Origin of the sequence: Paenibacillus sp. JNUCC32 (assembly GCF_014863545.1) — a bacterium.
Lineage (GTDB): Bacteria > Bacillota > Bacilli > Paenibacillales > Paenibacillaceae > Paenibacillus_AQ > Paenibacillus_AQ lautus_A.
The window spans coordinates 4,202,147-4,226,670 of the sequence record NZ_CP062260.1 but is presented as its reverse complement, the minus strand read 5'-3'; the positions used below and the strand labels follow the sequence as shown (position 1 = coordinate 4,226,670).

The window sequence follows — 24,524 nt, the reverse complement described above, 5'->3', positions numbered from 1 at the left end:
AATTTGAAATAAAATTTCAATATGATAGTGATAGAGATGAACACAGGTACAACAGCAGGACGTCATCTACTTCAGTCGCATGATCGGAGGTGAGCGGCAGCGATTTCGCTGGAAATCGGGCTTCGGTTCGGATAGCAAGCACTCATACCATAGGGAGTGAATTGATGAATGATAACCAAAAGGCGTGTCTATCGAAGCAGTAAGTCCATTCTGTCCATGACGTTGGCATTCGCCGTGATGCTCAGCTCGGCCGTGTCTGTTTGGGGCAATTCCGTTGAAACGAACGCAAGCGCAGGACAGCCGGAAGCAGCGGTGCTGGAGGATTTCGAATCGGTAACGAATTTATTTGCGTCTTCCGCAAGGGGGAAGGCCCAGCTGGATTTGGCGGGGAGGCCGGAGCCGATTTATTACGGACATCACGCTGCAGCCTTAAGCTATGATTTTGTGGGCAGCGAATCCGGCACCTCGGCGGCTTATCTCAATTTCAGAGACCCGGATGGATCAACAGGCAGGAGCGTTCCCGGATCACCGAAGGCACTCGGCTTGTGGGTTTACGGCGACGGCGGCAACCACTGGCTCCGTGCACAGCTTCAGGATTCTTCCGGCGGCAAGCATACCGTTGATTTTACAGCCACCTCCGGTCTTAACTGGAAGGGCTGGAAATACGTCAAATTAAACATTCCCTCTACCATTCAGGCTCCTCTCAAAGTGAATCAAATCTACGTAGCCGAATTAAAAGACACGAATAAAAACAAAGGTGCCTTATACTTCGACAGGCTGTCCGCCTTCTATACGGCTTCTCCGGTATATGGGCTCGACATCGGCGGACTGACGCCTATGGGCGTCGGTGAAGCGGTCAAACCGCAAGTGTATGCAACCTATGAAGGACAGTCGGAGCCAACGTTGCTGACATCCGGCGTGAAACTGACCAGCAGCGACGAATCCGTTGCCACCGTGACAGGCGCTACATACGACACCATTGAAGCATTGGCACCGGGAACGGTGACCATCACGGCCGAGTACGGCGATGCGCCAAAAGCCCAGCTGGAGCTGCATGTGGCGGCGGATGCCCCGGCTCCCCATGAATTGCTGTTGTCCGGGCCGCTTCATATGGAGACTAGCGTTACCGACAACATGAGAACCAGCGTGGTTTACTCCGTCTACGGAAACCAGACGGATCCGGTGTGGATGACCGAAGGCATTAGCTATACAAGCGATCAGCCTGGCGTTGTATCGGTCGATCAAGCGGGTCGACTGACCGCGGTTTCCGAAGGGACGGCTGCCATTACGGCGTCGTACCGGGGAGCATCCGCCCATCATACCATTACCGTAACGGATCCGGTTCCTGTTTTGCAAAGCATTAAACTTCAGGGGCTTACGTCCGTGACGGTTGGAGATTCTTTTGAAACGGTGGTATCCGCCACGTACTCATGGATGGCTGAACCGCAGACCATAGAGGAAGGCGTTACGTTTACCAGCAGCAACCCGGACGTCGCTTCGGTTTCTGATCAAGGGGTGGTGAGCGGTTTGAAGGTAGGCTCCGCTAGAATAACAGCCGCGTTCCAAGGAAAGACCGATTCGCTCTATATCACCGTGAATGAAGCTTCCCGGCATCCGAAAAGCGAGATGCGGGCGGCATGGATCGCCACCGTCGATAATATCGACTGGCCGGCTAAAGGGGTTACCGATCCGGAGCAGCAGAAGCAGCAATTCATTCAGCTGCTCGATCAGCTGGAGGATGCCGGAATGAACGCGGTCATCATGCAGATCAAACCGACGGCGGATGCTTTTTACCCGTCCCAATACGGGCCTTGGTCCGAGTGGCTGACAGGTGAACAAGGCAAGGATCCGGGTTACGATCCGCTGGCATTCCTGCTCGAGGAAGTGCATAAGCGAAACATGGAGTTCCACGCCTGGTTCAATCCGTATCGCATCAGCCTGCAGGGAGACATCAACAAGCTGGTGGCGGATCACCCGGCCAGACAGCATCCCGAATGGGTTGAGGAATACGGCGGCAAGCTGTATTTCAATCCGGGGGTGCCGGAGGCGCAGCAGTTCATCATTGACGGCATCATGGAGGTCGTTCGGAATTACGATATCGACGCCGTGCATTTTGACGATTATTTCTACCCGTATCCCGTAACGGGCGTGGATTTCCCGGATACGGATACGTTTAATCAGTACAAGGGCTCCTTTACGAACAAGAGCGATTGGAGAAGAAATAACGTCAATACCTTCATTCAAAACGTGAAGGAAGCCATCAAGGCGGAGAAGAGCTACGTGAAATTCGGCATCAGCCCGTTTGGTATTTGGAAAAACAAATCTAGCGATCCGTCCGGCTCCGAAACGACGGGACTCGAGAGTTATCATGCGATTTACGCGGATTCGAAGAAATGGGTCGAAGAAGAGTGGATCGACTATATCACGCCGCAGATTTATTGGAACATCGGGTACTCCGCAGCGGCTTACGATAAGCTGATCGATTGGTGGAGCGGGATCGTGTCCGGCAAGAACGTTCATCTGTACAGCGGACAAGCCGTATATAGAATCGGGTCGAATGCCGACTGGTCCAACCCCGACGAAATGCCGAACCAGATCCAATACAATCGAAACTTCGAGGAAGTTCGGGGCAGCATGTATTTCAGCTCCAAATGGTTTAAGGACAACGCGCTTGGATTTACGGACAGACTGAAAAACGATTTGTACCGATACCCGGCGCTCATCCCGGCCATGCCTTGGATTGAATCGGAGGCACCGGCTGCGACCAAGAAGCCAAAGGCCGACCAAGTACGGGAAGGCGTGAAGCTCAGCTGGAGGTCGACAGGTGACGAGACGTATTATGCAGTCTACCGTTTTGATGGCAGAGGCGCTGGCAGTGTTCAGGATTCGTCGCATTTGTTGGGAACTCTCCGAAAAACAACCGATAAGACGCAATTCTTTGTGGATCATACCGTAGCGGAGGGGCAAACTTACACGTATGTTGTGACGGCTGTTGATCGTCTGCATAACGAGAGTACCGCAAGCAAACCGGTCACGGTGAAAGTGAAACATAGCGGCAAGCCTGGAAAGCCCCCGGTAAATCCACCAGGGAAACCGAGCAAGCCGTGAGCTTACATGCGCCCGCAGAGTGTAACCCATATCGGTTCACGGCGGGTTTGCCTCTCTAGCAAGATGTCGCTTTAGAGAACGGACTGGCCTGTATCAAAAAAAAGGGACATCCTTAGGCATAATGCCTTAGGACGTCCCTTTTGCTGCTTGTTCCAATCGACATGCTCCATGGTACAATAGAGGCATTATGTCTTGGAGTGTGGTGCATGGTCAAAAAATTAGGAATGGCACTTGTCTACGTTGCCGTGGGTGGTCTTATTTACTATAAAGGCGAGTTCATATTGGCATGGATTCGATCGACAGACAGCATCATGCTGATCATGCTCGTCGCTGTCGCCATGGCTTTGTTCCCGGTGATCCCTTATCCCGTTGTCGGCGGCGTAATCGGGGCGGCCCTGGGTCCGGTTATCGGCGGGATGGTTACTTGGGTCGGCTCCACAGCTGCTTCCATCCTGATGTTCATGTTCATCCGCTACGGTTATCAGGAATGGGGCAACCGGGCGCTTCACCGTTACAACAGCCTGGGAAAAGTGACCACGATGTTTGAACGGAACGCCTTTTTGACCATCCTGTTTACCCGGTTGATCCCGTTTATTCCTTCCATTGTCATCAATGTGTACGCAGCGCTCAGCAAGGTAACGTTCGTATCGTACAGCTTGGCGTCCGCATTGGGCAAAATTCCCGCCATGCTGCTGTTCTCGATGGTAGGAGACAATTTGATGTCCAATCCTTCCCATATCCTAATAACCATAGGCGTATATGGCGTATTTCTTGCCGTAACCCTTCTGGTTTACCGTTTGACGGGCTTGGGCCGTTCGGGTAGAACGGAGGCCAAACGCTTATAGGCGTTCGATCGACGAGGTGGGACCTCCCTGCCCTGCAGGGGCTATGGTCTCGCCTTTTTTCTGTTGGAACCATGCCCGTACGGCCTCGATCTCTTGCTGTTCCATTCCGCTTAAACTCTCGTTGATTTCGCTGAATATCATCTTCACTTGAAGGGAGAGAAGCCCCTTTCTAAGCTGCCTGCGGGTACCGCTGACCTCCATGGCAATGATCTGCGGCCGACGTATGTACCTGGTGGACATTGCTATGAAGCGGCTGCGGATCGTAAGCTGTTTACCCGTGACGTTCAGTCCGGAATCCCGGTGCGACAGAAGTCCCCAGGCCAACGAGAGCGGAAGCAGCAGGAGCGACAATAAACCGAGCCTGTCAAAATACCAAATGCATGCGGCGCTGACCGCTGCGGCAAAAGCCAGCTTCCAGCGGACGTACATCCATCTGGCGCGGGGCGGCGGCGAAGCCGAAATGGCCTGAGCGCTGAATTGAGGCGTAACCCGCTTCAGCAGCGCCGGGATATCCCCGGTCTTCAGCAGAGGATGCAGCATGAAATGTTTCTCGGACTCTGACGTAAGCACATGAACCTTCACTTCGGCGTAACCGAACCATCGCCGGAATACGCCTTCCTTTACGGTTATGGCCAATACGCGTTCCGGGGAGAAGAGCAGTCTTTTTCTCTCCAGCAGACCGCAGCTGACCGAGATTTGTTTCCCGAAACGCTCGACGGTAAATCCGGCATATTTGATCGTGTAGAGCACGGCCGAGAGCAGCCAGGACACGATGAGTGCCAATGCCGCGATGCTGATCCAGCTGCCGGGCAGCAGCTTCCCTGCCGATTGAAACAGCGATTGGTACATCCGATCCGGCAGCAGGTCGTCGGCAAAAGACACGATACCGCCCACAAAGGCTAAAGCCAATGACAGGTTGGGCGAGGATAGAGCGGCAATGAGCAGACGGCCCGAGGATAGCTGGAGCAGCGTCCTGCGTTCTTCCTCGGCCGGGATGGGACGGCTTGCCTTTTCTCTGCCGGCGGCGGTGGATTCGGAATCCATCAACGGGACGCTCTCAAAGTCCCGGTTATGATATGACGGGTGGTGAACGGATTCGTAAGCCTCCGGGGTCCCCGGAGAAGGAACGGACGTTCTCTCCGTCTCTGAGGAAAGGCTCTGACCGGATCGGCCGGAGTTTTCCGCAGCTGGGTGAACCTCGCGATCCGCCTGCCTGGTTTGGGTTTGCTCGCGCAGCCAGCGCTGCAGCCGTTCGCCTTCGCTATTGGTGACGGCCGGAAGGATGCCGCCGCCGCCTTCCTTTTTGCCCGGCGTTTCGATCCGGACCTGGGTAAGCCCCAATAAACGCTGCAGCAAGGGCTGCTCCATATTCATGGAATGGATGCGGCCCGTATAGATGGACATTTCCTCCCGGAACAGCACGCCGCGGCGAATGAGGATTTTGTCTTCTTCCAGCGTATAGACGAAGCGTTTCCACTTCAGATACCCGTACAGGAGCAGAAGCGAGACCAGGATGACGATGGCGGCGGACAGCCAATACCAAGGGATGTCGCGCAGCGATTTTCCGTTAAGGAATTTGATGGATACGAGGGCTGCGATCGGAATGAGCGATTTTACGCTGCCTACGAGCGGGAACAGGATGAACAGCCGGTGCAGCCTTGTCGGTTCATTCATCGTGATCCACCACTTTGGCCAGCTCGCCGATCTGTTTCTTTAGTTCCTCTGCTTCTTCCAGCTTGAGCGCTTGAATGACATGGGTCGTTGCCGCCGTGACCACCTTGACCTTGGCTAAGCCGTATTTGCGAAGGAGCGGCCCCCGTTCCAGCTCGACATGCTGGACCCGCGTCATGGGAACGAGGGTGTCGCTGAGCCAGATCCAGCCGGAGCGAAGCTCCAATTCCTCCTCGCTGACTTTAAAGCCGAATTGTTTGTAAGTGAAAGAGGGCACGGCCCAAGTAAACCAGGCTCCGAGAACCAGGAGTCCGATGGTGATCCACCCGGGAATGAGGGTCCATCCGAGTATAGCCGCGATGATCAGATAAGCTGCTGCAGCGAGCATAATAATTCCGTCCGTGATGAAGCCCGTTATGCGGGAGATCGTGACGGAGTCCGGGTGGCACTTGCGCATGGCGTCAAGCCGATGGTCCATATGTAGGTTCCTCCTTGATGTTAAAGATTCGATCATTCCTTACCTATATGTATGTCTACGTTGCTTGGGAAAACCGCGTTTCATTCCGCCCCTGTTTGCTTGCCGTGCTTATCATTGTAGCATAACAGATTAACGATCATCTGAACCCGACCTAACGGTTGCATGAACACATCCCGATTCTGTTAAGCTTGAGTTAAGAAAGCTGATGAAATGATCGAGAACGAAAGGATGGCTGATCATGAAAATAGACCGGCTGTTAGCCATAACCGTCCTGCTTCTTAACCGTGGGAGACTGAGCGCCAAAGAGCTGGCGGATCGGTTCGAGGTATCCAGCAAGACAATATACCGAGATATGGATACACTGTGCCAAGCCGGCATTCCGATTGTTGCCCACCAGGGGATCACCGGCGGATTTGAGATCATGGAGCATTATATGATCGATAAGTACTGGCTGTCCGCCGAGGAGATGAGCACCTTGGTTACAGCCGTTAAGGGGCTGAGCAGCGCACTGGAGGATCCGCAGATGGGCATGCTGCTGGAGAAGATCAAAGCGCTGCTGCGCAGGGTAGAGCAGGGACTTGGCGATGAATATCGGAAGGAGCCCGTAGTCATGGACTTTCAGCCTTGGGGACAGCGTCAGGGACTGAAACCCGCCGTGGGATTGCTCAAACAAGCCATTCATGACAAGCGCAGGGTGCAGATGGAATATATCGATGCGGAAGGCAGCGCGGAGCGAAGAACCATTGAACCGGCATCCTTGTTTCTGAAGGGCAATGTTTGGTATGTGCAGGCCTTTTGCCTGGAGCGGGAAGATTTTCGCCTCTTCCGGTTGTCGCGCATGCAGGATATCAAGATGCTGAGCGAAGCGTATGAGCCAAGGCCATGGCCGGGCAAGGAACGTTTGGAATGGGACTCCTCCTGGTCCAATGCTCGGGAGCAGGAGACCGTTCTGCTATTCGAGGCTGCCGCGCGTCAGCGGGTGGCGGATATGTTTCCGCCGGAACAAGTGACCGTCAACCCGGACGGATCTTTGCGCGTTCATGTGTTATACAAGCTGGACGAGTGGTTTTACGGCATGATTCTGAGCTTCGGGGATCAAGTGCTGGTTGAGCTTCCGGGCGAAGCAGCCGAGGAAGTGAAGCGAAGGGCGAAACGGATGCTGCTGCGTTACGATAACCCGGACAGATAGATGTCCACGTTACCTCTTTAGAATAGAGATATATTCATCTCAAGGAGGAAACAACTATGAGTCATAGTCAACAGCAGAATCAAAGTGAACGATGGATCGAAACTAGACCCGCCATGTCCATTCAGGGCGTCGGCGTCCGAACGACAAACGAAGCGGAGGCAGGACCGCAAGGCAAAATACCGCAGTTATGGGATCGGTATTTCCAAAGCGGCTTGCAGGCACGATTATCTGATAAGGATCAAGCCATCTATGGGTTGTACACGGATTACGAAAGCGACGCATCCGGGTCGTATACCTTAATAATCGGCAACAGGATAGATGAAGACGTGGCTGCCGAAACCTCCAGTGAACTTCAGCAAGCCTCCGTCCCTGCATCCAGGTATTTGGTATTCCGGACAAGACGCGGCCCCTTAATGGAGATCGTGCCTGAGGTATGGCATGAAATTTGGAGCTACTTCGACCAAGCGGCGGAAAAAAGAACCTATACGGGCGATTACGAACGCTATGACATGCAGCAGTTTGATCCTGCGAATACTGTGGTGAACGTATATATCGCAATTGAATAGCCGCGAAGCATCGGAAGACCGGTTCGGGTGCCTGGAGCTGATAAGACGATCCAAAGGGAATACGATCCGATCCGGGCCAACCGATGGTTGTCAACATCAAATAGAGGGTGTCTCAAAAGATCCTGGATCTTGCGAGATGCCCTTCTTGCTGTTTGAAGATGCCCCGGGCTTTTTGACCATCGTCATGAAGGAGGTGCCGCCCTTATCGAACATTGCAGCCTCCGAGAAGCCAAGCTTGGCATACAGGCGAATGGCTCGTTCGTTGAATCGGGCTACAGTCAGCCGAAACGATTTGCGTTGGTGAAGTTCTCCCATGGATGCCAGCACGCAGGAGAGGAACTTGTGTCCCAAGCCTTTTCCCGTCAGCTCCGGTTTCATGCCGAGTCCGATATCGAGCAGATCCTCATCGTATGCCCCTAACGGGATCGCAATCGGTATTTGGGCTGATGAACCCGTGCAGCAAAAACCGATCAATTGCTGCTCATCGTCCAGTATGGCGTAATACGAACATTCCAGAAGCTCTCTTCGAAACTCCTCATCCTGTCCGCTGTCGTAGACGTCATAGGGAGGCTCATAGTTCCAAGACATGATTTGATCGGCAAACGCCTCCGTCATGGCAGTGATATGATAAGTCATTAATCTCATCCTTTATGTCTATTGATATCGTTTCTTCATCGTTTATTTCTGCACGATCAGCACAAAAACCTCCTCTTCCATATTCGCAGCGGGCCTGATCGGCCTAACTGCCATGGAAGAGAAGGTTTCATTCAACCCATTATTTAAACCCGGTCAACGCCGATCCCGATTTCATGAAATACTTCTGTCCGAAGAAATAGATCAGGATCATGGGAATCGCCATGATGGTGGATGCCGCCATCAGTTTCTCCCACTGTGCCCCGTGGTCCTGCTGAAAGCTTTGCAGGCCGACGGTGATGGTCCATTTGGCCGAATCGTTCAGATAGATGAGCGGTCCCATGAAATCCACGTACGACCACACAAAAGAGAATAAAGCAACGGTGGCCAGTGCCGGCTTCAGGATCGGCATAATGATCTTGATATAGATCCGCAGCTCCGAAGCCCCGTCGATCTTTGCTGCCTCGGACAATTCGGTCGGCACGCCAAGCAGAAACTGCCGAAGCAAAAAGATGAAGAACGGCGCCCCGAAGAATGCGCCGATGGTAAGCGGCATGATCGTATTGACCCAGCCGAGCTTGGTGAAGATGATGTACTGCGGAATCATCTGCACTTGAGCCGGCAGAATCATGGTTGCCACGACGATGGTAAAGATGATGTTCCGGCCCCTCCAGGGGATGCGGGAAATCGAGTAGGCTACCAGCGGTGCAGAGAATAGCTGGCCGATGATATTCACCATACAAATCAGAAACGTGTTCATCATGTAGCGGGTAAACGGAATGGCAGAAAGCGCCTCTTTATAATTGGACCACTGGAACGTCTCCGGGAAAATGCTCGGCGGGAACTCGAGTATCTCCTCCGGCGTTTTCAGCGAGGTCATCACCAGCCATACAAATGGAAACAGGAAGATCACAGCGAATAGAAGAAGGACTACATGCGGCAAGATAACCCGCAACCTGACAGCCATGTTACTCACCTCCGTAATAGACCCAGCGGCCCGACGTTTTTAACAGGATGAACGTAATCAGCAGCACGATGATGAACAGAATCCAGGCGAGCGCCGAGGCATAACCCATCTTCAGAAAGACAAAGGCTTCCTGATACAAATTGACCGCATAGAACAGCAGCGATTGCTCCGGCCCGCCCAATGAGCCGCTTCCATCCACCTTGCCGCCAGCCAAAATATACGATTCCGTAAAGATTTGAAAGGCGCCGATCAGCCCCATGATGAGCTGAAAAAGAATGATGGGGGACAGGGCAGGGACCGTGATCTTCCAGAAGCGGTACCACCAGTTCGCTCCGTCCACCTGAGCCGCTTCATAATATTGCCTTGGCACGCCCTGGAGGGCGGCCAGGAAGATTAAAGCGCCGGCACCCGAGCCCCACAGGCTCATCAGGATAAGAGACGGTTTCGTATAACGTGGATCCAGCAGCCACGCCGGGTCTGCTAAACCCAGGGTGCGAAGTGCCAAGTTAACCAACCCGAAGTCGGGGTTCAGCATCCATGTCCACAATAGAGCGCTTGCAACGATCGGTATGACGGACGGAAGGTAGAAGATGGTGCGGTAATAATTGATCCCCTTTACTTTGAAATTGAGCATCACGGCAATCAGCAGTGAGACGGCCAGCGTGATCGGCACGGATATGAACGCCATGAAAAAGGTGTTACCGAGCGATTTATAGAAGCGGTCATCCGCGAGGATTTGCTCGTAATTCTGCAGTCCCACCCACTGGGGAGGGCTGAATAAATCGTATTCGGTCAGACTCAGATAGAGCGAGCCGAAGAACGGATAGACGGTAAAAGCGAGAAACCCGATGATCCAAGGAGAGGCGAACGCCAGGCCAAGATACACATAATGACGTTCCTTCCTGGACCAGCCTGATACGGGCTTTCGTTGATTTGCTGTGGAGACTCTCATCTTCGCGATTCTCCTTCCGCTTCAAAATATTTAGGCAGCGGCCCCGCCCAACCCATCGCTGCATTGGACAGAGCCTGCTTGGTTCATCATTTCACCAGCGGCTGAATCTTGGCCTTCACCTTGTCCAGGCCTTCCTCCATGCTGACGGTGCCTCGGAGAATAGCGTCATATTGCGCGCTGAACTCCGTCATGTACTCGTTCGCGTAGGAAGAAGCCGGGAAGGACTTCAGGTTTTCGCTCCTCGAATAGTCGAGGAATTCCTTAAACCCTGGCACATCCTCGTAGAGCGGGTTGGAGAAGGCCGAATTTCGAGTCGGGAGATTCCCGAGGGCAGCCGTAAACTCGGCCATTTGCTCCGGCTCGGTTATCCATTTGATGAATTTCCAGGAAGCGTCCGGGTTTTTGACGCCTTTCGGAATATAGAATACGCTGGTGGTTACATTTCCGGAGTTTTTAAGTTCCGGGTTGCTCTCATCATAAGGAATGGGAGCTATGCCGTAGTTCAGATCAGGCGAGTATTGCTTGATGAAGGTGGGCAGCCATTCTCCGTCAATCGTCATCGCGTATTTGCCCGAGAAGAACGGATTCTGTGCCGACATGTATTGGCCGAGCCCGGAGGAGAATCGGTCCAGATTATCGGAACCGTATTGATCCCAGATCTCCTTCGAGAGCTTGATGGCCGATTGGATCCCCGGATGATCAGGCGTCACCTGCTGCGTTGCTTCATCATAAAACGATCCGTTAAAGGCATAACTGAACGTATACGCATCCATGCCCGGCCACAATCCAAGCCGCTGGAGGCGGCCGTCATCCTGAGCGACGCTCAGCTTCTTGATATACTCTTTCAAATCGCTTATCGTTTCCGGCGGACCGTCATAACCGGCTTCCTGCAAAATATCCTTGTTGTAGAACAGCATGGACACGTGCATGGCCGTCGGGATTGCATACGTCTTGCCTTCATGCTGTGACGTGCTTAGGGCAGCCGGCACGAAGTCCTTAAGATCGACGCCGTCCTTCGCTATATAATCATCCAGCGGCATCATGGCGCCACGGAGTCCCCACGGCACGACATTTTGTCCGAATTGGGATGCGATGTCCGGAGGATTGCCCCCGGTGATCGCGGTAAGCTGTTTCTGGTAATCGCTTTGGGATAAGCCCTTCACTTGAATGTCGGGATTGGCGCTGTTCCACTTGGCAATCAACGCTTCCAACGCCTCCGCTTCCGGTCCGGTCCATCCGTACCAGAAGTCGAGCGTTACGGCATCCTGGGCAGGCGGATTATCGGATGGCTCGTCACCAGCATCACTGCCTGCTTGGGGCGCATTACCGCCCGAGCATCCTGTTACGATAGAGAATAATAGAATAAGGCTCCAGATCCATGATTTCTTCTTCATTCCTCTTCCTCCCCTTGAGCAATCGTGTACAATCGTGCAACGTCATTCATTGAAGTTCTATCAATTCCCTCCCCAACACAGTTGACTAAACAACCGGCCCTGATCCAGTTATTTGTAAGAATTATGGATATCGTAGCATGTAAAAAAATCATTTCATTTCACTATCGTGTTCAAAAATAGGATTATCGTATGGCATTGAACACTCTATTTCATCGCTTGCTTACGAAAGTCGGTGGGAGAGATGCCCGTATACTTTTTGAAGATTCTGCAAAAATAGGAGAGTTCATTAAATCCGGTGGAGTAGCAAACATCCGTTACGGATAACTCCGGCTGCTTCAGCATCATCATGGCCTGCAGAATCCGCAGGTCGGTGAGATAACGGTTGAATGTTTTGCCTGTCCATTCTTTGAAGAGGATGCAGAACGTGGACCTTGATAAATTCGATAGGCTGCATAGATCATTCAAATTCATATCTTCCTGGTAGTGGTTATGGATGTGATCAACGACTCTTGTCATGATTTCCCGGTATTTCTCCGATTTCTCGAATCCTTCACGCAGCAGCTCGCCGTTAACCTGCCGTGCCAGAATCGAGAGAAGCACAAGCAGCTTGGCCTTGAGCGAGATTTGAAAAAAAGGGGTGCGTCTCTCGTATTCGATCAGCATATCCTTCAGGACATTTCGAACCGTTACGTCGGTAACGCTGTCCAGCGTGATTTGGGATTGGGCATTCGTTTCCTTGCGCAGAAAGTATTCCAGAAAGGCCACATCGAAAAAGGCATGGTCTGTCGGCTGTTCCTGAAATCTCTCGTTCACGAAGGAGGGCATGAATTCGCAGCCGTAAATTTCGATGTCCTCATCGGGTGAAATGCTTACGCTGTGCAGGGTAAATGGAGGAATAACAAAAATATCGCCTTTGCGTATCTCGTATACCTGTTGTTGGACGGTGTGCAGGAAAGCGCCTTTTGCCACATACCATATCTGAAAATAATCATGGCAATGCGTCCACAGGCTCTGCTGATAGGTCAATTTATACATTTTGCATGGAAGACCTTCCAACATCTCCATCTTTGAGTTAAAATAAACGACACCTGATCCCGTTAGCTCTTCAATATCGACCTGACTCCAATAAATACTCAAATAAATTCCCTCCCCTGTTGATTTCCTTTAGTTTAAGAAAACGCTTTCATTTTAGGTGACAGCCATTTTCTTAAACATGATTATCCCTAAAACATCCGGATCGTGTACAGAATTCCTCCTCCTCCCTAAGAAATATAGGTCACATTATCAGCCTATTTCATAGGGGAACGCGGGGTTGTTTATGAAAATCGTATATTTGGACGGCTTGAGAGGGCTCGCTGCCTTGATCGTGGTGGTATCTCATTTTTTTCAAGTGTTTGCACCGTCGGTTTTTGAGGGGAGGGAGGAGATCGAGCATTTCGCTTTTGAGGGGATTGCCGCGCGAACGCCGTTCAATCTGCTGTTTAACGGCAACTTCTCCGTCTGCCTGTTTTTTGTGCTCAGCGGATACGTGCTCAGCTATCGTTTTTTTGGAACAGGGGACAGGTTCATCGTTTATTCTTCCGCCATCCGCCGCTATTTTCGTCTGGCCGTGCCGGCTTTGGCATCCGTTTTCCTTGCATATCTGATCCTCGTATGGGATCTCGGGGCTTATGACAATATACGCGGGATGACGTTATCTTCGATGCCCGATCCGTTTGCCGCGGACGCCAATCTGCTGGTTATGCTGAAGGAAAGCTTGTTCCATACCTTTTTTACTTATGGCTCGCAGTACAATCCCGTGCTATGGACGATGACGTACGAGCTGTTCGGTTCGTTCATGATCTTCGTTTTTCTGATTGTTTGCGGCCGCCATCGGATTCGTTATGCCGTGTATGCAATCCTCATCTGTTTATTCATCGATGCCTACTATTTGGGATTCGTCCTGGGCATGCTGTTAAGCGATGTAAAGAACAGCGGGAGGGAGGGGCCGGCATTTATCCATCGGTCCTGGATCCAGCTCCTGCTGCTCTGCGCCGGTATTTACCTAGGCTCCTATCCTTATGTCGCACCGCAAGGAACGGTATATTCGATCCTCCAGTGGGGAACTGCCGATTTCGATTTCTTTGTGTTTTATCATGTAATCGGATCATTCCTGATCCTGACGGCGCTGCTGCATTCAAGCCGAATGCAGTCGATATTCAGCCATCGTTTTTTTGCTTATTTGGGTAAAATCTCGTTCTCGCTGTACCTCGTACACTTTACGGTTATTTGCTCGTTCGGAAGCTATGTCTTTCTGCAACTCAGCCCGTTTCTGGGTTATGGTCCCCGCGTGCTGCTTACCACGATTCTCACGTTTGCGGTTATCGCCGCGGTGGCCCATTGGTTTTACCGGCTCGTGGATGCCCGGATTCTGCTCGGGTTATCCAGGTGGAACAAAGCGTTATTCGCGTCTGGGAAACTGAGAAGACGGGAGGACCAAATACAAACGGAACAGACCATAAAGGCCGACTAAATACAGATTCGGTTACCTCCATCTTGTGAGCGAACAATGAAACGCAAAAAAACCTTCTCTTCCGGGATACCGGCCGGGCTTACGCCCGGTGCATGCCGAGAAAGAGAAGGTTTTCTTTTTGTTTTTTCTTCAGGATCCGCTCGCATGGGTTTGCAACACATGCTGCCTGCGGTATGCGCCCGGCGTCATGCCGACGGCCTTCTTGAATGTTCGGTTGAAGGAGGTAATGTTGAGATAGCCGACGCGCTGGCTGATCTCATTGACGGTCAGGTCGGTGCACGCCAGCAGCTCCTTCGCTTTGTTCATGCGGATGCCGAGGAGGTGATCGCTGAAGTTGAGACCGGTCTTCTCCTTGATATAAACGGAGAGGTAGGCGCTCGACAGGTTCAGTTTGGCTGACAGATAGTCCAGGGACAGATCATCGGCATACTGGTTATGGACAATGTTCATGAACATGGCGATAAGCGGCTCTTCCCCGGTATCCTTTTTCTTGCGGATGAGGGCACAGGAGGCTTCGACGAGCTGACGGAATACCCCTTGGTAATCAGATAAACAATGGCATTCCGCCAATCTTGCGCTCCACTGCTTCAAGGATTGGACGGAGGTTTTGTCAATCTGGGCCATCTCCATATAACTTAGAATTTTGGAAGCCACGGAATCGGCGAAGAAACGGAATTGCGTGATGCCGGCCTCCTTGCGCTGCATGGCTTCAAGCGCCTGGTCGATGATCTGCAGGGAGCGGCCGTCGCTGCCGGATTGCAGCGCGTCGAGCAGTCCTTTTTCCTGCGGCGGGCTCAGGTTGACGGTGGTAGGGAGTACCCGCTGCATGGTCACGATCTGCGATTCCTCGAGCAGCGGAGCCTGGGCAGTCAATCCTTTGACCTGATGGTAGGCTTGATTGAATTCGGACGAATCGCTTACCTGGGAGCTGACCGCAATCGTGACCAGGAACAATTCCTTCTCCTCGTTCAACATATCCTTGATCTCCAGCAGCAATTCCTCCAGGCGGGCCGCTTCCTCCCGTTTGAAGATGGAGACGATCTCGTTCTTCTCGATCTGGAACGTATGGGAGCCCGGATAGCGTTCGGCCGTGATCAGATGAATATGCTCCAGCATATGGCGGACGGCCTGATCGGTTTGGAGGGGAAGCTCATAGACCGGATTCATCCGGAACCGGATATGGTACAGAACCACGATGAAGCTTCCTTCATCCGACAGGAAATCCTCCCATTCGCTGATATCGGTATTGATGCTCTTCAACTGACTGATATAAGAGTAACTGGTCAGGACGGACTTGTGTTTGTTCATGCGGTCCCGAATCTCTTCCTTCTCCCGGAACAGCTCCTGAATGCGGTTCTGGATCAGGTCGTATTCCGTGACGCTGCCGATTTCCGGCATCGCCGAGCTGCTGGCTCTGTTCAGCACGGTCGTCAGGATCTGCTTCACCGGCTTATGCAGCCGCCGGCTGAGGAAATAGGATGCAGCAAGCGCTACCCCGAGCGATAGGCAGAAAATAAGCAGCAGTCCGCCGGTTAACCGACTCAGCTGGGAAGAGACATGGCTGTAAGGTACGGCCGAGACATAGGTCAATCCGTCGGATCCGGCTTCCGCAAAATAGTAGGTTCCATCCTTCAGTACGGCTTTTTGACCGGCCTCGAACGGAGGTAGCTGATCCTGGTTCATGGAGCCCAGCGTGTACAGCACTTGGCCTTCGGCATTCAGAATGGCAAGCGCGCGATCGTTCGACTCGCCGAAGAAGGACTGGGCGGCCTTATCGATATCGATGAGGGCAATGACCTCATATGGACTGTCCGGCTGCTTGTAAACAAAGGGCATCAGCGTTTTCTCGGACAAATCGTTGTTGATTCGATAGGTTGACGCAGGGAGGAGCTTGAAGGATTCCGGATCACCCGTATAACCGTTCCAGAACGAATAAGGGTACATCGGACTCGTATAGGAACGATTGAACATATAGGCAGCATCGCCGCTCCCGGATTTGCTGAGCACGAAATCAAACTCGCGAAGATAAATCAGGGTGTCCTCCAGAAAGAACAGCGGGTTATAGATATCGCTCCGCATCTGCATCATCACGTCCCGGGCCTTCAAGTAATTGACTTCGTTTCCGGTCTGGTGGCGAAGCTGATTATTGAAGCCGATTAATTCGGACTGGTTATATATATCGAACATTAATACCTGCAGCCTGCTGAATTGGTTGTTGAACCGTTCTGCCGTTTCGTGAACCGACCGTTGGCTGTTATCGATGATTTCTTTTTGCAGGCTGGTCTTGAAGAGCTGGAAGATAACCGCATAGAACAATCCGAATAACACGATGATGGCCAGAAAGCTCAGAAAAATTTTAAAGAATACACTGTGGCTTTTATGCCGGATCCAATTCACAGTCTTCCCCCCTTTGTATTTTTCTGACGTTCCAGGTTTCATAACATTATATAGGACAAGTATTAAGGAATGTGCCCGAATCGTGTTAATCTTTCGTAAAAATGGGATAGTCAATATTTTAGATTTTAAGCATTGCTTTAGGAAAACGCGGCTTCCGCCCTTCCATCCAATGAAAGGCAAGACATCATTAAAATGGTCAATACCCCTCATGCGTTCGGGTCGTTTATGATGCAGACGTGGACCTTGGGACACACGAAGACGCATAGACGAAAGAGAGGGGATTGCCGATTTTGCAACGTCAGCTAAGCAACGTGGAAGCGCATTCAAAAATTCAAAGGAAAAGTGTCTGGCGAAGAACCATGATGCAGATGCGCAGAAACTGGCAGCTATACGCTTTATTTGCACCGGTTCTGTTGTACTTCATTGTATTTCATTATGTACCCATGTATGGCGTCCAGATTGCATTCAAGGATTTTATGGCCAACAAAGGGATCATGGATAGCCCATGGGTGGGCTTCAAACATTTTGAACGCTTTTTTGACAGCTTTTATTTCTGGCGCATTATTAAAAATACGATGGGTATCGGGTTATATGAGCTGGCGGTCGGATTTCCGATTCCGATCATTCTGGCCCTAATGATTAATGAAGCCAGATCGGGCCGGTTCCGCCGATTCGTACAAACGGTAACTTATGCACCTCATTTCTTGTCCACGGTCGTTGTTGTCGGAATGATCATGATGTTCCTGTCGCCGGTAAGCGGCCTCGTCAATTTGATTATCACCTCCTTCGGCGGAGAGCCGATTGCATTCATGACGGAGCCCTCCTGGTTCAAGAGCATCTATGTGTGGTCCGGCGTGTGGCAGGGCATGGGCTGGAGCTCCATCATCTATTTGGCGGCACTCGCCGGGATCGACCCGCAGCTGCATGAGGCGGCCAAGGTGGATGGCGCGGGCTGGCTCCGGCGAATCTGGCATATCAATCTGCCGGGGATCGCGCCCACGATGACGATACTGCTCATTCTGAACATCGGTTCCGTTCTTGGCGTCGGCTTCGAGAAGATCTTCCTGATGCAAAATTCGCTGAATATGGAAGCGTCCGACGTCATCGCCACAAACGTATACCGGAGCGGTATACTGGGTGCCCAGTACAGCTTCTCGGCTGCGGTCGGCCTGTTTAACTCCATCGTCAACTTTATCATGCTGATTACCGTAAACCGGATTGCCCGAAAAGTCAGCGAGAACAGCCTATGGTAAGGAGGAGTGATGGCATATGCCGCAAAGCCGCAGTGAACGAATAGCCGGAGTATTTATTTACATTATACTATCATTTATTACGCTCCTTGTGCTCTATCCTTTATTTTTTGTTCTGATTGCTTCCATCAGCGCCCCGGAAACGGTGATGCGGGGGGAAGTATGGTTATGGCCGAAGGAATTGTCGTTTGTCGGCTACGAGCGGTTATTCGCCAATTCGGATCTCATGCGGGGATTCATGAACACGCTGCTGTATACGACGACGGGAACGGCCTTGAATGTACTGATGACGATCGCAGCTGCTTATCCGTTGTCCAGAGCCGATTTTAACGGCCGCGGCATTTTTACGGCGATCATCGTATTCACCATGTTTTTCAGCGGGGGAATGATCCCGAATTACTTGCTGGTGAAGGAACTGGGGATGCTCGATACGATTTGGGCGATCATTATCCCTTCGGCCGTATCCGTGTGGAACATCATTATTATGCGGACCTTCTTCCAGAGCTCCATTCCGAAGGAGATGCAGGAGGCGGCGTTTATCGATGGAGCTTCCAACATGCGGGTGCTATGGCGCATCGTCCTGCCGTTATCCGGTCCGATTCTGGCCGTAATGGTGCTGTTCTATGCCGTGGGCCACTGGAATTCGTATTTCAGCGCGCTGATCTACTTGTCCGACCGTGCGAATTATCCGATGCAGCTGTTCCTGCGCGAAATTCTGGTTCAGGGGCAAATGCAGGAGATGGTGGATATCAGCGACGATTCGCTGGCTCGCAGCCTGATGGATGCGGAGGCGATCAAATATGCGGCGGTCATCGTGACGAATCTGCCGATGCTGCTGCTGTATCCGTTCCTGCAAAAGTATTTTGTGAAGGGTGTTATGATTGGTGCAATTAAAGGTTGATTACGGACAATCGATGAGGGGGATATGAAATTTATGGTGATGAAAAAATGGACTTCGCTTACATTGGCTGCCGTGCTGGCCGCCGGATTGCTGGCCGGTTGTGGAAGCAAGAGCGGGGAGGGCGCAGCCGATAAGGGCGAAACGCCGCAGGCTAATTTTAACGAGACCGGAATGCCGATCGTGAACGAGCCCCTCGACCTTACGTTTTTCACAGGGAAGTCGCCAACGAACGGAAGCAAATTCGAGGAAACCCTTGTATGGAAAACCTACCAGGAAATGTCGAATGTAAATGTGACCTGGAACCTCATTCCATTCGATACGCTGACCGAGAAGCGGAACCTGGCGCTTGCAGGCGGGGATTATCCGGATGTGTTCTATTCCGCAAGGGTCAGCTCCGCCGAATTGACCCGCTATGGCGAGCAAGGAGTATTTATACCGCTGAACGATCTGATCGACAAGTATGCTCCGAATTTCAAAAAGCTGATGGATCAGTACCCGGATATTCGGAAAGGATTGACGATGCCGGACGGCAATATCTATTCCCTGCCTTCTTTCTACGATCCTGAGCTGCTCTCCATGTTGATCGGCACCCCGATATGGATCAATCAGGAATGGCTTGATCAGCTCGGGATGAAAGAACCGCAGACGACCGAAGAATTCTATGCCTATTTGAAGGCGGTCAAGGAAACCGATCTGAACGGCAACGGACAGCATGACGAGATTCCTTTCTCCTCCACAGGCATTACCGGGATCATCGATCATTTGAAAGGCTCTTGGGGACTTGGGACGAGCGGACTTGGCCATAAATTAGTGGATGTCGATCCGGACACTGGGAAACTGCGCTTTACCAAGGCCTTGCCGGAGTACAAGGAAATGCTTCAATTCGTCAACAAGCTGCACCAAGAAGGGCTGCTCGATAAAGAGATCTTCACGATTGAAGGCGGCGCGTTGAATGCGAAAGGGCAGGAGGGTCTGCTCGGTGCCACGATCGTGCCGAATCCGGAGATGGTCATGGGACGCAAAGAATACATCGGGCTCGGGGCGCTTAAGGGACCGCACGGAGACCAGCTCTATTCCCACGTCAAAGTGCCGATGGTTCACGTGGGTGCATTTGCGATTACCGATAAGAACCCGAATCCGGAAGCAACGATCCGTTGGATGGATTATTTCTACGGGGATGAGGGAGCCCAATTCTATTTCATGGGTAAAGAAGGAGAGACTTACACGAAGAACGCGGACGGTCAGCTGGAATATGTGAAGGAGATAACGGAGAATCCAAACGGATTAACGCAGGATCAGGCATTGGCCAAGAATTTCACTTGGCTCGGGGGCAGCTATCCGGGCTTTGTGCGGGAGAAATGGTTCAAAGCTTCGGAGACGCGTCCTAACGCCATGGCCGCTGCCGAAAAAGCAGAGCCGTATGCCGTGAAGGAGATCCTGTACAACTTTAACTTTACATTGGAGGAAACGGACGTCATGACCTCGATCGGTAAAGATATCGAGGATTACGTGAAGGAAATGGAAGCGAAATTCGTGAACGGCTCGGCTTCGTTCAGCCAATGGGAAGAGTATGTGAACACGCTCAACAAGATGGGATTGGACCGATACATGGAAGTTTACCAGGCCGCCTATGAGCGCTATCAGGCGGAATAAACGACAAATATATAAATCCAGGGCGCGATTCGGGGGATTCCCGGATCGCGTTTTTTTATTTAATTGGTGAAATCCAGATAAAGCGTACAACAAGCTGGGGAAAGCAGCCCGTTCAAGGAAACATCCTTGCTAGCGGACCGCTTTTGTCATGGTTTTAGTCGAGGTGAATCAGAGTTCTTCCACATGGATGGTACAGAACAGCAGGGCGCTCCTGCCGGGCCCCAGCACCTGCATGCCGGTGATTTCCGGATCCATCCCCAGGTTGAAGGCATTGGTAGCGCAAGTATAAGGCTCGGGACATAGATAACCGCTCGCCCCATCGCCATTGTGCAGCACCCAATGCTTGAAGGCGTCATCCGCGCGGTAGGTAACCCTGAGGCCAGCCCCCGGATCGGTTAATACGGCTTCGTTACGGTCTTCCGGCATGGCAAGGAACAGATCATCGAGCGGGAACTGACTGACGGAAATGCCGTCCCGCAGGCCTCTGCTGCGGAAGTCATGAGCGAGCTCCCCGGTCGGCAGCACCCGGTCGTTAAGAACCCATCGTTTCCCGACAGGCGCCCGCAGCGTGCAGCGCTCCTGAGCTTCCGCATCCCCGAAGGGAAAGCGGAAGGTGGTATGATACCCCAATCCCCATGGAAAAGAGTGTTTGCTTTTGTTGCGGATTTCTGCCGTCTGCCTGAACGAAGCGCCGTCAATGCTCATGCGCAGAAGGATCGAGAACTCATGCGGAAATTGCGACATGACCGCAGGGCGGCCTCTCGAAGAGAACACGGTTTCGATCACGGCCCGATTCCCCTTGGTCCAGCAGCGTCCGACTTCCCATGCTTCGTCATGAACAAGTCCGTGCGCATGATTTTGATGCTGCGGCTCATTGATGCGGAATTGATAGGGGCGGCCTTTAAAGGTAAAGCTGCCGTTCTCGATCCGGTTGGGCGGAAATAAGACAGGCATGCCGTATAAGAAGGGTGTCCGCTCATATTCCGTCATGGATGGCGGCGTGCGCAGCAATTCGGTGTCCGATGGTTTCCAGCGCAGCGAGATGACTCTGCTCCCCCATCCCGGAACCACCGTCATGGATAAGCGATCATTTTCGGCCCTCACTGCAGGCATGTCAAGAAAAGTGCATGATTCAACCGCTGGGCATGCCTCCATGTCACACCTGCTCAACCTGTCCGCTTAAGACGGAGCGATGGATGGCATGTACCAGCTTGGTATTCAGCAAGCCGGCAGCTGCGCCCGATTCGGGCATCGTATCCAGGCGGATATGATCGACAAAGGAATGGAGCATATAATGGGGCGCCGCGGTATATTGGCCGTTGATGGGCGTGCCGAGCGTATGGACATGACTGTAGACGCTGCCGCCCTTACGGACCATTTGATCGGATAAGTCGACATACAATGCCCCGTCCTCGCCGATGATCTCGACTTTGAAGTCATAGATCAGCGGCATCGACTCGGGCAGCACCCAGCTGGTCGTGAATGCTGCATGCGTGCCATCGTCGAAGGATACGATCGTTTGCATGGAATCGTAGGTGTCGATCCCCATCCCGGCCAATTTCTTCTTCGTCCCTACCGCGTAGACGCTGACCGGCAGAACCCCGCTCTTCAGCCATAAGGCAATATCCGTCGCATGCGGGAATAGGAACCAGCCCGGCGTGGATTCCCCGGCCCATTTCAGCATTTTGGTAGGCACGTAGATGGTGTCATTCAAGCGGGTGTTGATGGTCAGAATATGGCCAATGTCCCCATTCCGGACGGCTTCCTTAACCGCAACGAAAGGAGAATTCCAGCGATTCTCGAATGCGACGAGGCATTTGATGCCCGCTTTCTCTACCGCGGCGTACATTTCCTCGGCCTCCTCGACGGAGGTGGAGAAGGGTTTTTCGACCATGATATGGATGCCTTGCTCAGCCGCGAGCATAACGGGCTTTTTATGCAGGAAATCCGGCGTGGCAATCACGATGGCATCCAAAGTCTCGCTTTCGAGCATATCCTCAACTTGCAAATAGCCGGGAACCCCGTATTTCTCTATGCTTGCGTTCAGGGTAGTTTCATAAGCGTCGCTGACCGCGGCCAGCTCCGCATAAGGATTTTGGCTGAGGGTATCGGCGAACATGCTGCCGCGAATCCCCATGCCTACGATTCCGAATTTGATCATTGTGACCCCTCCTTGAATGGTTAGCTTTATTTAACGGCTCCGGCGGTCATTCCGCTGACCAGATGCTTTTGCAGCAGCCAGAACGCAATCACGATCGGAAGCGTGGTTATGACGGAGCCCGCCATGAGGTAATCCCAGTTGACGACATACTGTCCCTGAAAGCTGGCGATGCCGACCGACAGCGTCCATTTGTCGTAATCGCTGATGAACGTCTGGGCAAACATAAACTCGTTCCAGCTGGTTAAGAAAGAGAAGATGCCGGTTACCACGAGTCCGGGAAGCGTGAGCGGGAGCAAAATCCGGATAAAGGTTGTGAAGCGGTTGGCACCGTCAACGCTGGCAGCTTCATCGATGGACTGGGATACGCTGTCGAAGTAGCCCTTCAGCATCCAGGTACAGAACGGTACCGCAAAAGTGGTATAGGCAATGACGAGACCCAGATGGGAGTTCAGCAGATTGTAATCCTTCATGATCAGGTACAGCGGAATAATGAGCAGCGAGCCGGGGAGCATCTGCGTCAACAAGATGATATATCCGAGCGACATCCGTCCCCGGAAACCGAACCGGGACATCGCATAGCCGCCAAAGGCGGAGATGATAAGAGAGAATACCGTCGTTAGCAGCGAGACAAACGCCGTATTGCCGAACCATTTCATAAAGTTGGCGCTGTCGTCCGCATGGGGATTCAGCATGCCCTTGTACCCCTCCCAATGAAGCTCTTGAGGAAGATACGTCAGCGGCGTACTGTAGATTTCGGCCTGAGGCTTCAACGAAGTCAGGATCATCCATAGGAAAGGGGATACGGCAAACAACGAAATGAGAACGGCGCATGCATACACGATGATTTTGCTGATCCCTTTGCTCATGACATCTCACCTGCCTTCGTAGCTTTCATGTACATCACGGTGAATACGATGGAGATGGCCAGCAGGATCATCCCCGCAGCGGAAGCCAAACCGAAGTCAAACGATTTGAACCCTGCCCTGTAGATAAAAATGGTCAGTATTTCGGTTACCCGGCTTGGTCCGCCCCCGGTGAGGACGTAGACGATGCCGAAATCCTTGATGGTCCAGATGATCAGCAGCAGGAAGACGATGACGGATACGGGCTTTAACATCGGGAAGGTAATGCTAAGAAACTGGCGCCATTTCGAGGCACCGTCGATTTCCGCCGCTTCGTACAAGCTTTTGGATATGCTCTGCAGACCGGCGAGCAGCATGATGGCGGCGAACGGGAAGCCCTTCCATACATTGACGAACATGGCTGCCCAGAGCGCGGTGTCGGCTTCGCCGAGGAAAGCGACCGGATTGGACAACAGGTTGAGCTTCAGCAGGAGATCGTTGATCACGCCGAATTGGTAATCATACATCAGAATAAATACGAGACAAGCAACGACTTCAGGGACGGCCCATGGGATGATCACCAGCGCTCTTACGAGCCCTCGGCCCTTAAAGGGAATGTTCAGCAGGACGGCCGTACCGATTCCCAGCAGGAAACGCAGAACCACCGTCACGATAATGTATAGAAAGGTAATGCCCAACGATTTCAGGAAATGCCCCGACTGGATGGCTGCTGCATAGTTGTCCAAGCCTACGAAGGGATTGCCTTCGGCAATCGGCTTCGCAACCTTCCAGTACTGCACGCTCATGAGCGCCGATTTCAAAATCGGATAGAGGAGTACAAGAGCAACGGTAATGGCCAGCGGCGCAATAAATAAATAGGCGGCTGTATTTTTTTTGAAATGCCGTTTTTCCTCCAGCCATAATCGCTTGGCCTTCGAAGCTCTCTTCAACGGCAAGGGAGTTTGCCTGCTTGTCACATCCGTTCGCGTTGGATTCATTCCCCCA

At 52.3% G+C, this 24,524-nt stretch carries 20 protein-coding genes; 8 read left to right on the top strand and 12 right to left on the bottom strand.

Annotated features, from left to right (window positions below; all coding sequences use genetic code 11):
- Nucleotides 1–168: 168 nt before the first annotated feature.
- Both JNUCC32_RS18990 and JNUCC32_RS18985 read left to right on the top strand, forming a co-directional pair.
- Complete coding sequence (locus tag JNUCC32_RS18990) at nucleotides 169–3,108, top strand: family 10 glycosylhydrolase (RefSeq protein WP_192569470.1); 2,940 nt, start codon at nucleotides 169–171, stop codon at nucleotides 3,106–3,108.
- Between the two features lie 206 nt (nucleotides 3,109–3,314).
- Nucleotides 3,315–3,953: a TVP38/TMEM64 family protein gene (locus JNUCC32_RS18985; protein WP_192569469.1), complete on the top strand. Its 639-nt coding sequence runs from the start codon at nucleotides 3,315–3,317 to the stop codon at nucleotides 3,951–3,953.
- On the opposite strand, the gene JNUCC32_RS18980 is transcribed toward JNUCC32_RS18985, so the two are convergent.
- Nucleotides 3,948–5,627: a PH domain-containing protein gene (locus JNUCC32_RS18980; RefSeq protein ID WP_192569468.1), complete on the bottom strand. Its 1,680-nt coding sequence runs from the start codon at nucleotides 5,625–5,627 to the stop codon at nucleotides 3,948–3,950. The two genes, JNUCC32_RS18985 and JNUCC32_RS18980, sit on opposite strands and share 6 nt — an antisense overlap.
- Nucleotides 5,620–6,102: a PH domain-containing protein gene (locus JNUCC32_RS18975; RefSeq protein ID WP_012819396.1), complete on the bottom strand. Its 483-nt coding sequence runs from the start codon at nucleotides 6,100–6,102 to the stop codon at nucleotides 5,620–5,622. Before JNUCC32_RS18975 ends, JNUCC32_RS18980 begins: the two co-directional genes overlap by 8 nt.
- 238 nt (nucleotides 6,103–6,340) lie before the next feature.
- Between JNUCC32_RS18975 and JNUCC32_RS18970 the strand changes: the two genes are divergently transcribed.
- On the top strand, nucleotides 6,341–7,291 hold the full coding sequence (locus JNUCC32_RS18970; protein WP_192569467.1) for a helix-turn-helix transcriptional regulator: 951 nt from the start codon (nucleotides 6,341–6,343) through the stop codon (nucleotides 7,289–7,291).
- A 56-nt stretch (nucleotides 7,292–7,347) separates the two neighbouring features.
- Complete coding sequence (locus tag JNUCC32_RS18965) at nucleotides 7,348–7,857, top strand: GyrI-like domain-containing protein (protein ID WP_192569466.1); 510 nt, start codon at nucleotides 7,348–7,350, stop codon at nucleotides 7,855–7,857.
- Nucleotides 7,858–7,953: 96 nt separating this feature from the next.
- Here JNUCC32_RS18965 and JNUCC32_RS18960 read toward each other — a convergent pair whose 3' ends face one another.
- From JNUCC32_RS18960 to JNUCC32_RS18940, 5 genes are all read right to left on the bottom strand, one after another.
- Nucleotides 7,954–8,493 carry a GNAT family N-acetyltransferase gene (locus JNUCC32_RS18960; RefSeq protein ID WP_192569465.1) on the bottom strand — a complete coding sequence of 180 codons (540 nt, stop codon included), beginning with the start codon at nucleotides 8,491–8,493 and terminating at the stop codon, nucleotides 7,954–7,956.
- A 139-nt stretch (nucleotides 8,494–8,632) separates the two neighbouring features.
- Nucleotides 8,633–9,457, bottom strand: coding sequence for a carbohydrate ABC transporter permease (locus tag JNUCC32_RS18955; protein WP_090910644.1), 825 nt, complete (start codon nucleotides 9,455–9,457; stop codon nucleotides 8,633–8,635).
- Nucleotide 9,458: 1 nt separating this feature from the next.
- Nucleotides 9,459–10,409, bottom strand: a complete 951-nt coding sequence (locus tag JNUCC32_RS18950; RefSeq protein ID WP_192569464.1) for a carbohydrate ABC transporter permease — start codon at nucleotides 10,407–10,409, stop codon at nucleotides 9,459–9,461.
- 86 nt (nucleotides 10,410–10,495) lie between these two features.
- A complete protein-coding gene (locus tag JNUCC32_RS18945; protein WP_192569463.1) occupies nucleotides 10,496–11,803 on the bottom strand; it encodes an ABC transporter substrate-binding protein in 1,308 nt (435 codons plus the stop codon).
- 204 nt (nucleotides 11,804–12,007) lie between these two features.
- Nucleotides 12,008–12,940: a helix-turn-helix domain-containing protein gene (locus JNUCC32_RS18940; protein WP_090910641.1), complete on the bottom strand. Its 933-nt coding sequence runs from the start codon at nucleotides 12,938–12,940 to the stop codon at nucleotides 12,008–12,010.
- Nucleotides 12,941–13,121: 181 nt separating this feature from the next.
- Here JNUCC32_RS18940 and JNUCC32_RS18935 point away from each other — a divergent pair, with 181 nt between their 5' ends.
- A complete protein-coding gene (locus JNUCC32_RS18935; protein WP_228469008.1) occupies nucleotides 13,122–14,315 on the top strand; it encodes an acyltransferase family protein in 1,194 nt (397 codons plus the stop codon).
- Between the two features lie 129 nt (nucleotides 14,316–14,444).
- Here JNUCC32_RS18935 and JNUCC32_RS18930 read toward each other — a convergent pair whose 3' ends face one another.
- The gene (locus JNUCC32_RS18930) at nucleotides 14,445–16,712 is read right to left on the bottom strand and encodes a helix-turn-helix domain-containing protein (RefSeq protein WP_192569461.1); all 2,268 of its coding nucleotides are present in this window, start codon (nucleotides 16,710–16,712) and stop codon (nucleotides 14,445–14,447) included.
- A gap of 362 nt (nucleotides 16,713–17,074) precedes the next feature.
- Between JNUCC32_RS18930 and JNUCC32_RS18925 the strand changes: the two genes are divergently transcribed.
- The 3 genes from JNUCC32_RS18925 to JNUCC32_RS18915 are packed head-to-tail and all read left to right on the top strand — an operon-like array spanning nucleotide 17,075 to nucleotide 20,516.
- Complete coding sequence (locus JNUCC32_RS18925) at nucleotides 17,075–17,965, top strand: ABC transporter permease (protein ID WP_254778116.1); 891 nt, start codon at nucleotides 17,075–17,077, stop codon at nucleotides 17,963–17,965.
- Between the two features lie 16 nt (nucleotides 17,966–17,981).
- Nucleotides 17,982–18,863 (top strand): carbohydrate ABC transporter permease, encoded by an 882-nt coding sequence (locus tag JNUCC32_RS18920; protein WP_009595368.1) that lies wholly within the window; start codon nucleotides 17,982–17,984, stop codon nucleotides 18,861–18,863.
- 33 nt (nucleotides 18,864–18,896) lie between these two features.
- The gene (locus JNUCC32_RS18915) at nucleotides 18,897–20,516 is read left to right on the top strand and encodes an extracellular solute-binding protein (protein ID WP_192569460.1); all 1,620 of its coding nucleotides are present in this window, start codon (nucleotides 18,897–18,899) and stop codon (nucleotides 20,514–20,516) included.
- 168 nt (nucleotides 20,517–20,684) lie between these two features.
- On the opposite strand, the gene JNUCC32_RS18910 is transcribed toward JNUCC32_RS18915, so the two are convergent.
- From JNUCC32_RS18910 to JNUCC32_RS18895, 4 genes are all read right to left on the bottom strand, one after another.
- Nucleotides 20,685–21,593, bottom strand: a complete 909-nt coding sequence (locus tag JNUCC32_RS18910) for an aldose 1-epimerase (protein ID WP_192569459.1) — start codon at nucleotides 21,591–21,593, stop codon at nucleotides 20,685–20,687.
- A 79-nt stretch (nucleotides 21,594–21,672) separates the two neighbouring features.
- On the bottom strand, nucleotides 21,673–22,677 hold the full coding sequence (locus tag JNUCC32_RS18905) for a Gfo/Idh/MocA family protein (RefSeq protein WP_192569458.1): 1,005 nt from the start codon (nucleotides 22,675–22,677) through the stop codon (nucleotides 21,673–21,675).
- Nucleotides 22,678–22,703: 26 nt separating this feature from the next.
- On the bottom strand, nucleotides 22,704–23,543 hold the full coding sequence (locus JNUCC32_RS18900; protein ID WP_096775230.1) for a carbohydrate ABC transporter permease: 840 nt from the start codon (nucleotides 23,541–23,543) through the stop codon (nucleotides 22,704–22,706).
- The gene (locus tag JNUCC32_RS18895; RefSeq protein ID WP_176502481.1) at nucleotides 23,540–24,517 is read right to left on the bottom strand and encodes a carbohydrate ABC transporter permease; all 978 of its coding nucleotides are present in this window, start codon (nucleotides 24,515–24,517) and stop codon (nucleotides 23,540–23,542) included. Before JNUCC32_RS18895 ends, JNUCC32_RS18900 begins: the two co-directional genes overlap by 4 nt.
- Between the last annotated feature and the right edge of the window lie 7 nt (nucleotides 24,518–24,524).

Coding starts and splice junctions, on each gene's coding strand:
- JNUCC32_RS18990 (WP_192569470.1), top strand. CDS start 169: ATGATAACCAAAAGGCGTGTCTATCGAAGCAGTAAGTCCATTCTGTCC.
- JNUCC32_RS18985 (WP_192569469.1), top strand. CDS start 3,315: ATGGTCAAAAAATTAGGAATGGCACTTGTCTACGTTGCCGTGGGTGGT.
- JNUCC32_RS18980 (WP_192569468.1), bottom strand. CDS start 5,627: ATGAATGAACCGACAAGGCTGCACCGGCTGTTCATCCTGTTCCCGCTC.
- JNUCC32_RS18975 (WP_012819396.1), bottom strand. CDS start 6,102: ATGGACCATCGGCTTGACGCCATGCGCAAGTGCCACCCGGACTCCGTC.
- JNUCC32_RS18970 (WP_192569467.1), top strand. CDS start 6,341: ATGAAAATAGACCGGCTGTTAGCCATAACCGTCCTGCTTCTTAACCGT.
- JNUCC32_RS18965 (WP_192569466.1), top strand. CDS start 7,348: ATGAGTCATAGTCAACAGCAGAATCAAAGTGAACGATGGATCGAAACT.
- JNUCC32_RS18960 (WP_192569465.1), bottom strand. CDS start 8,493: ATGACTTATCATATCACTGCCATGACGGAGGCGTTTGCCGATCAAATC.
- JNUCC32_RS18955 (WP_090910644.1), bottom strand. CDS start 9,457: ATGGCTGTCAGGTTGCGGGTTATCTTGCCGCATGTAGTCCTTCTTCTA.
- JNUCC32_RS18950 (WP_192569464.1), bottom strand. CDS start 10,409: ATGAGAGTCTCCACAGCAAATCAACGAAAGCCCGTATCAGGCTGGTCC.
- JNUCC32_RS18945 (WP_192569463.1), bottom strand. CDS start 11,803: ATGAAGAAGAAATCATGGATCTGGAGCCTTATTCTATTATTCTCTATC.
- JNUCC32_RS18935 (WP_228469008.1), top strand. CDS start 13,122: ATGAAAATCGTATATTTGGACGGCTTGAGAGGGCTCGCTGCCTTGATC.
- JNUCC32_RS18925 (WP_254778116.1), top strand. CDS start 17,075: ATGCAGATGCGCAGAAACTGGCAGCTATACGCTTTATTTGCACCGGTT.
- JNUCC32_RS18920 (WP_009595368.1), top strand. CDS start 17,982: ATGCCGCAAAGCCGCAGTGAACGAATAGCCGGAGTATTTATTTACATT.
- JNUCC32_RS18915 (WP_192569460.1), top strand. CDS start 18,897: ATGGTGATGAAAAAATGGACTTCGCTTACATTGGCTGCCGTGCTGGCC.
- JNUCC32_RS18910 (WP_192569459.1), bottom strand. CDS start 21,593: ATGACGGTGGTTCCGGGATGGGGGAGCAGAGTCATCTCGCTGCGCTGG.
- JNUCC32_RS18905 (WP_192569458.1), bottom strand. CDS start 22,677: ATGATCAAATTCGGAATCGTAGGCATGGGGATTCGCGGCAGCATGTTC.
- JNUCC32_RS18900 (WP_096775230.1), bottom strand. CDS start 23,543: ATGAGCAAAGGGATCAGCAAAATCATCGTGTATGCATGCGCCGTTCTC.
- JNUCC32_RS18895 (WP_176502481.1), bottom strand. CDS start 24,517: ATGAATCCAACGCGAACGGATGTGACAAGCAGGCAAACTCCCTTGCCG.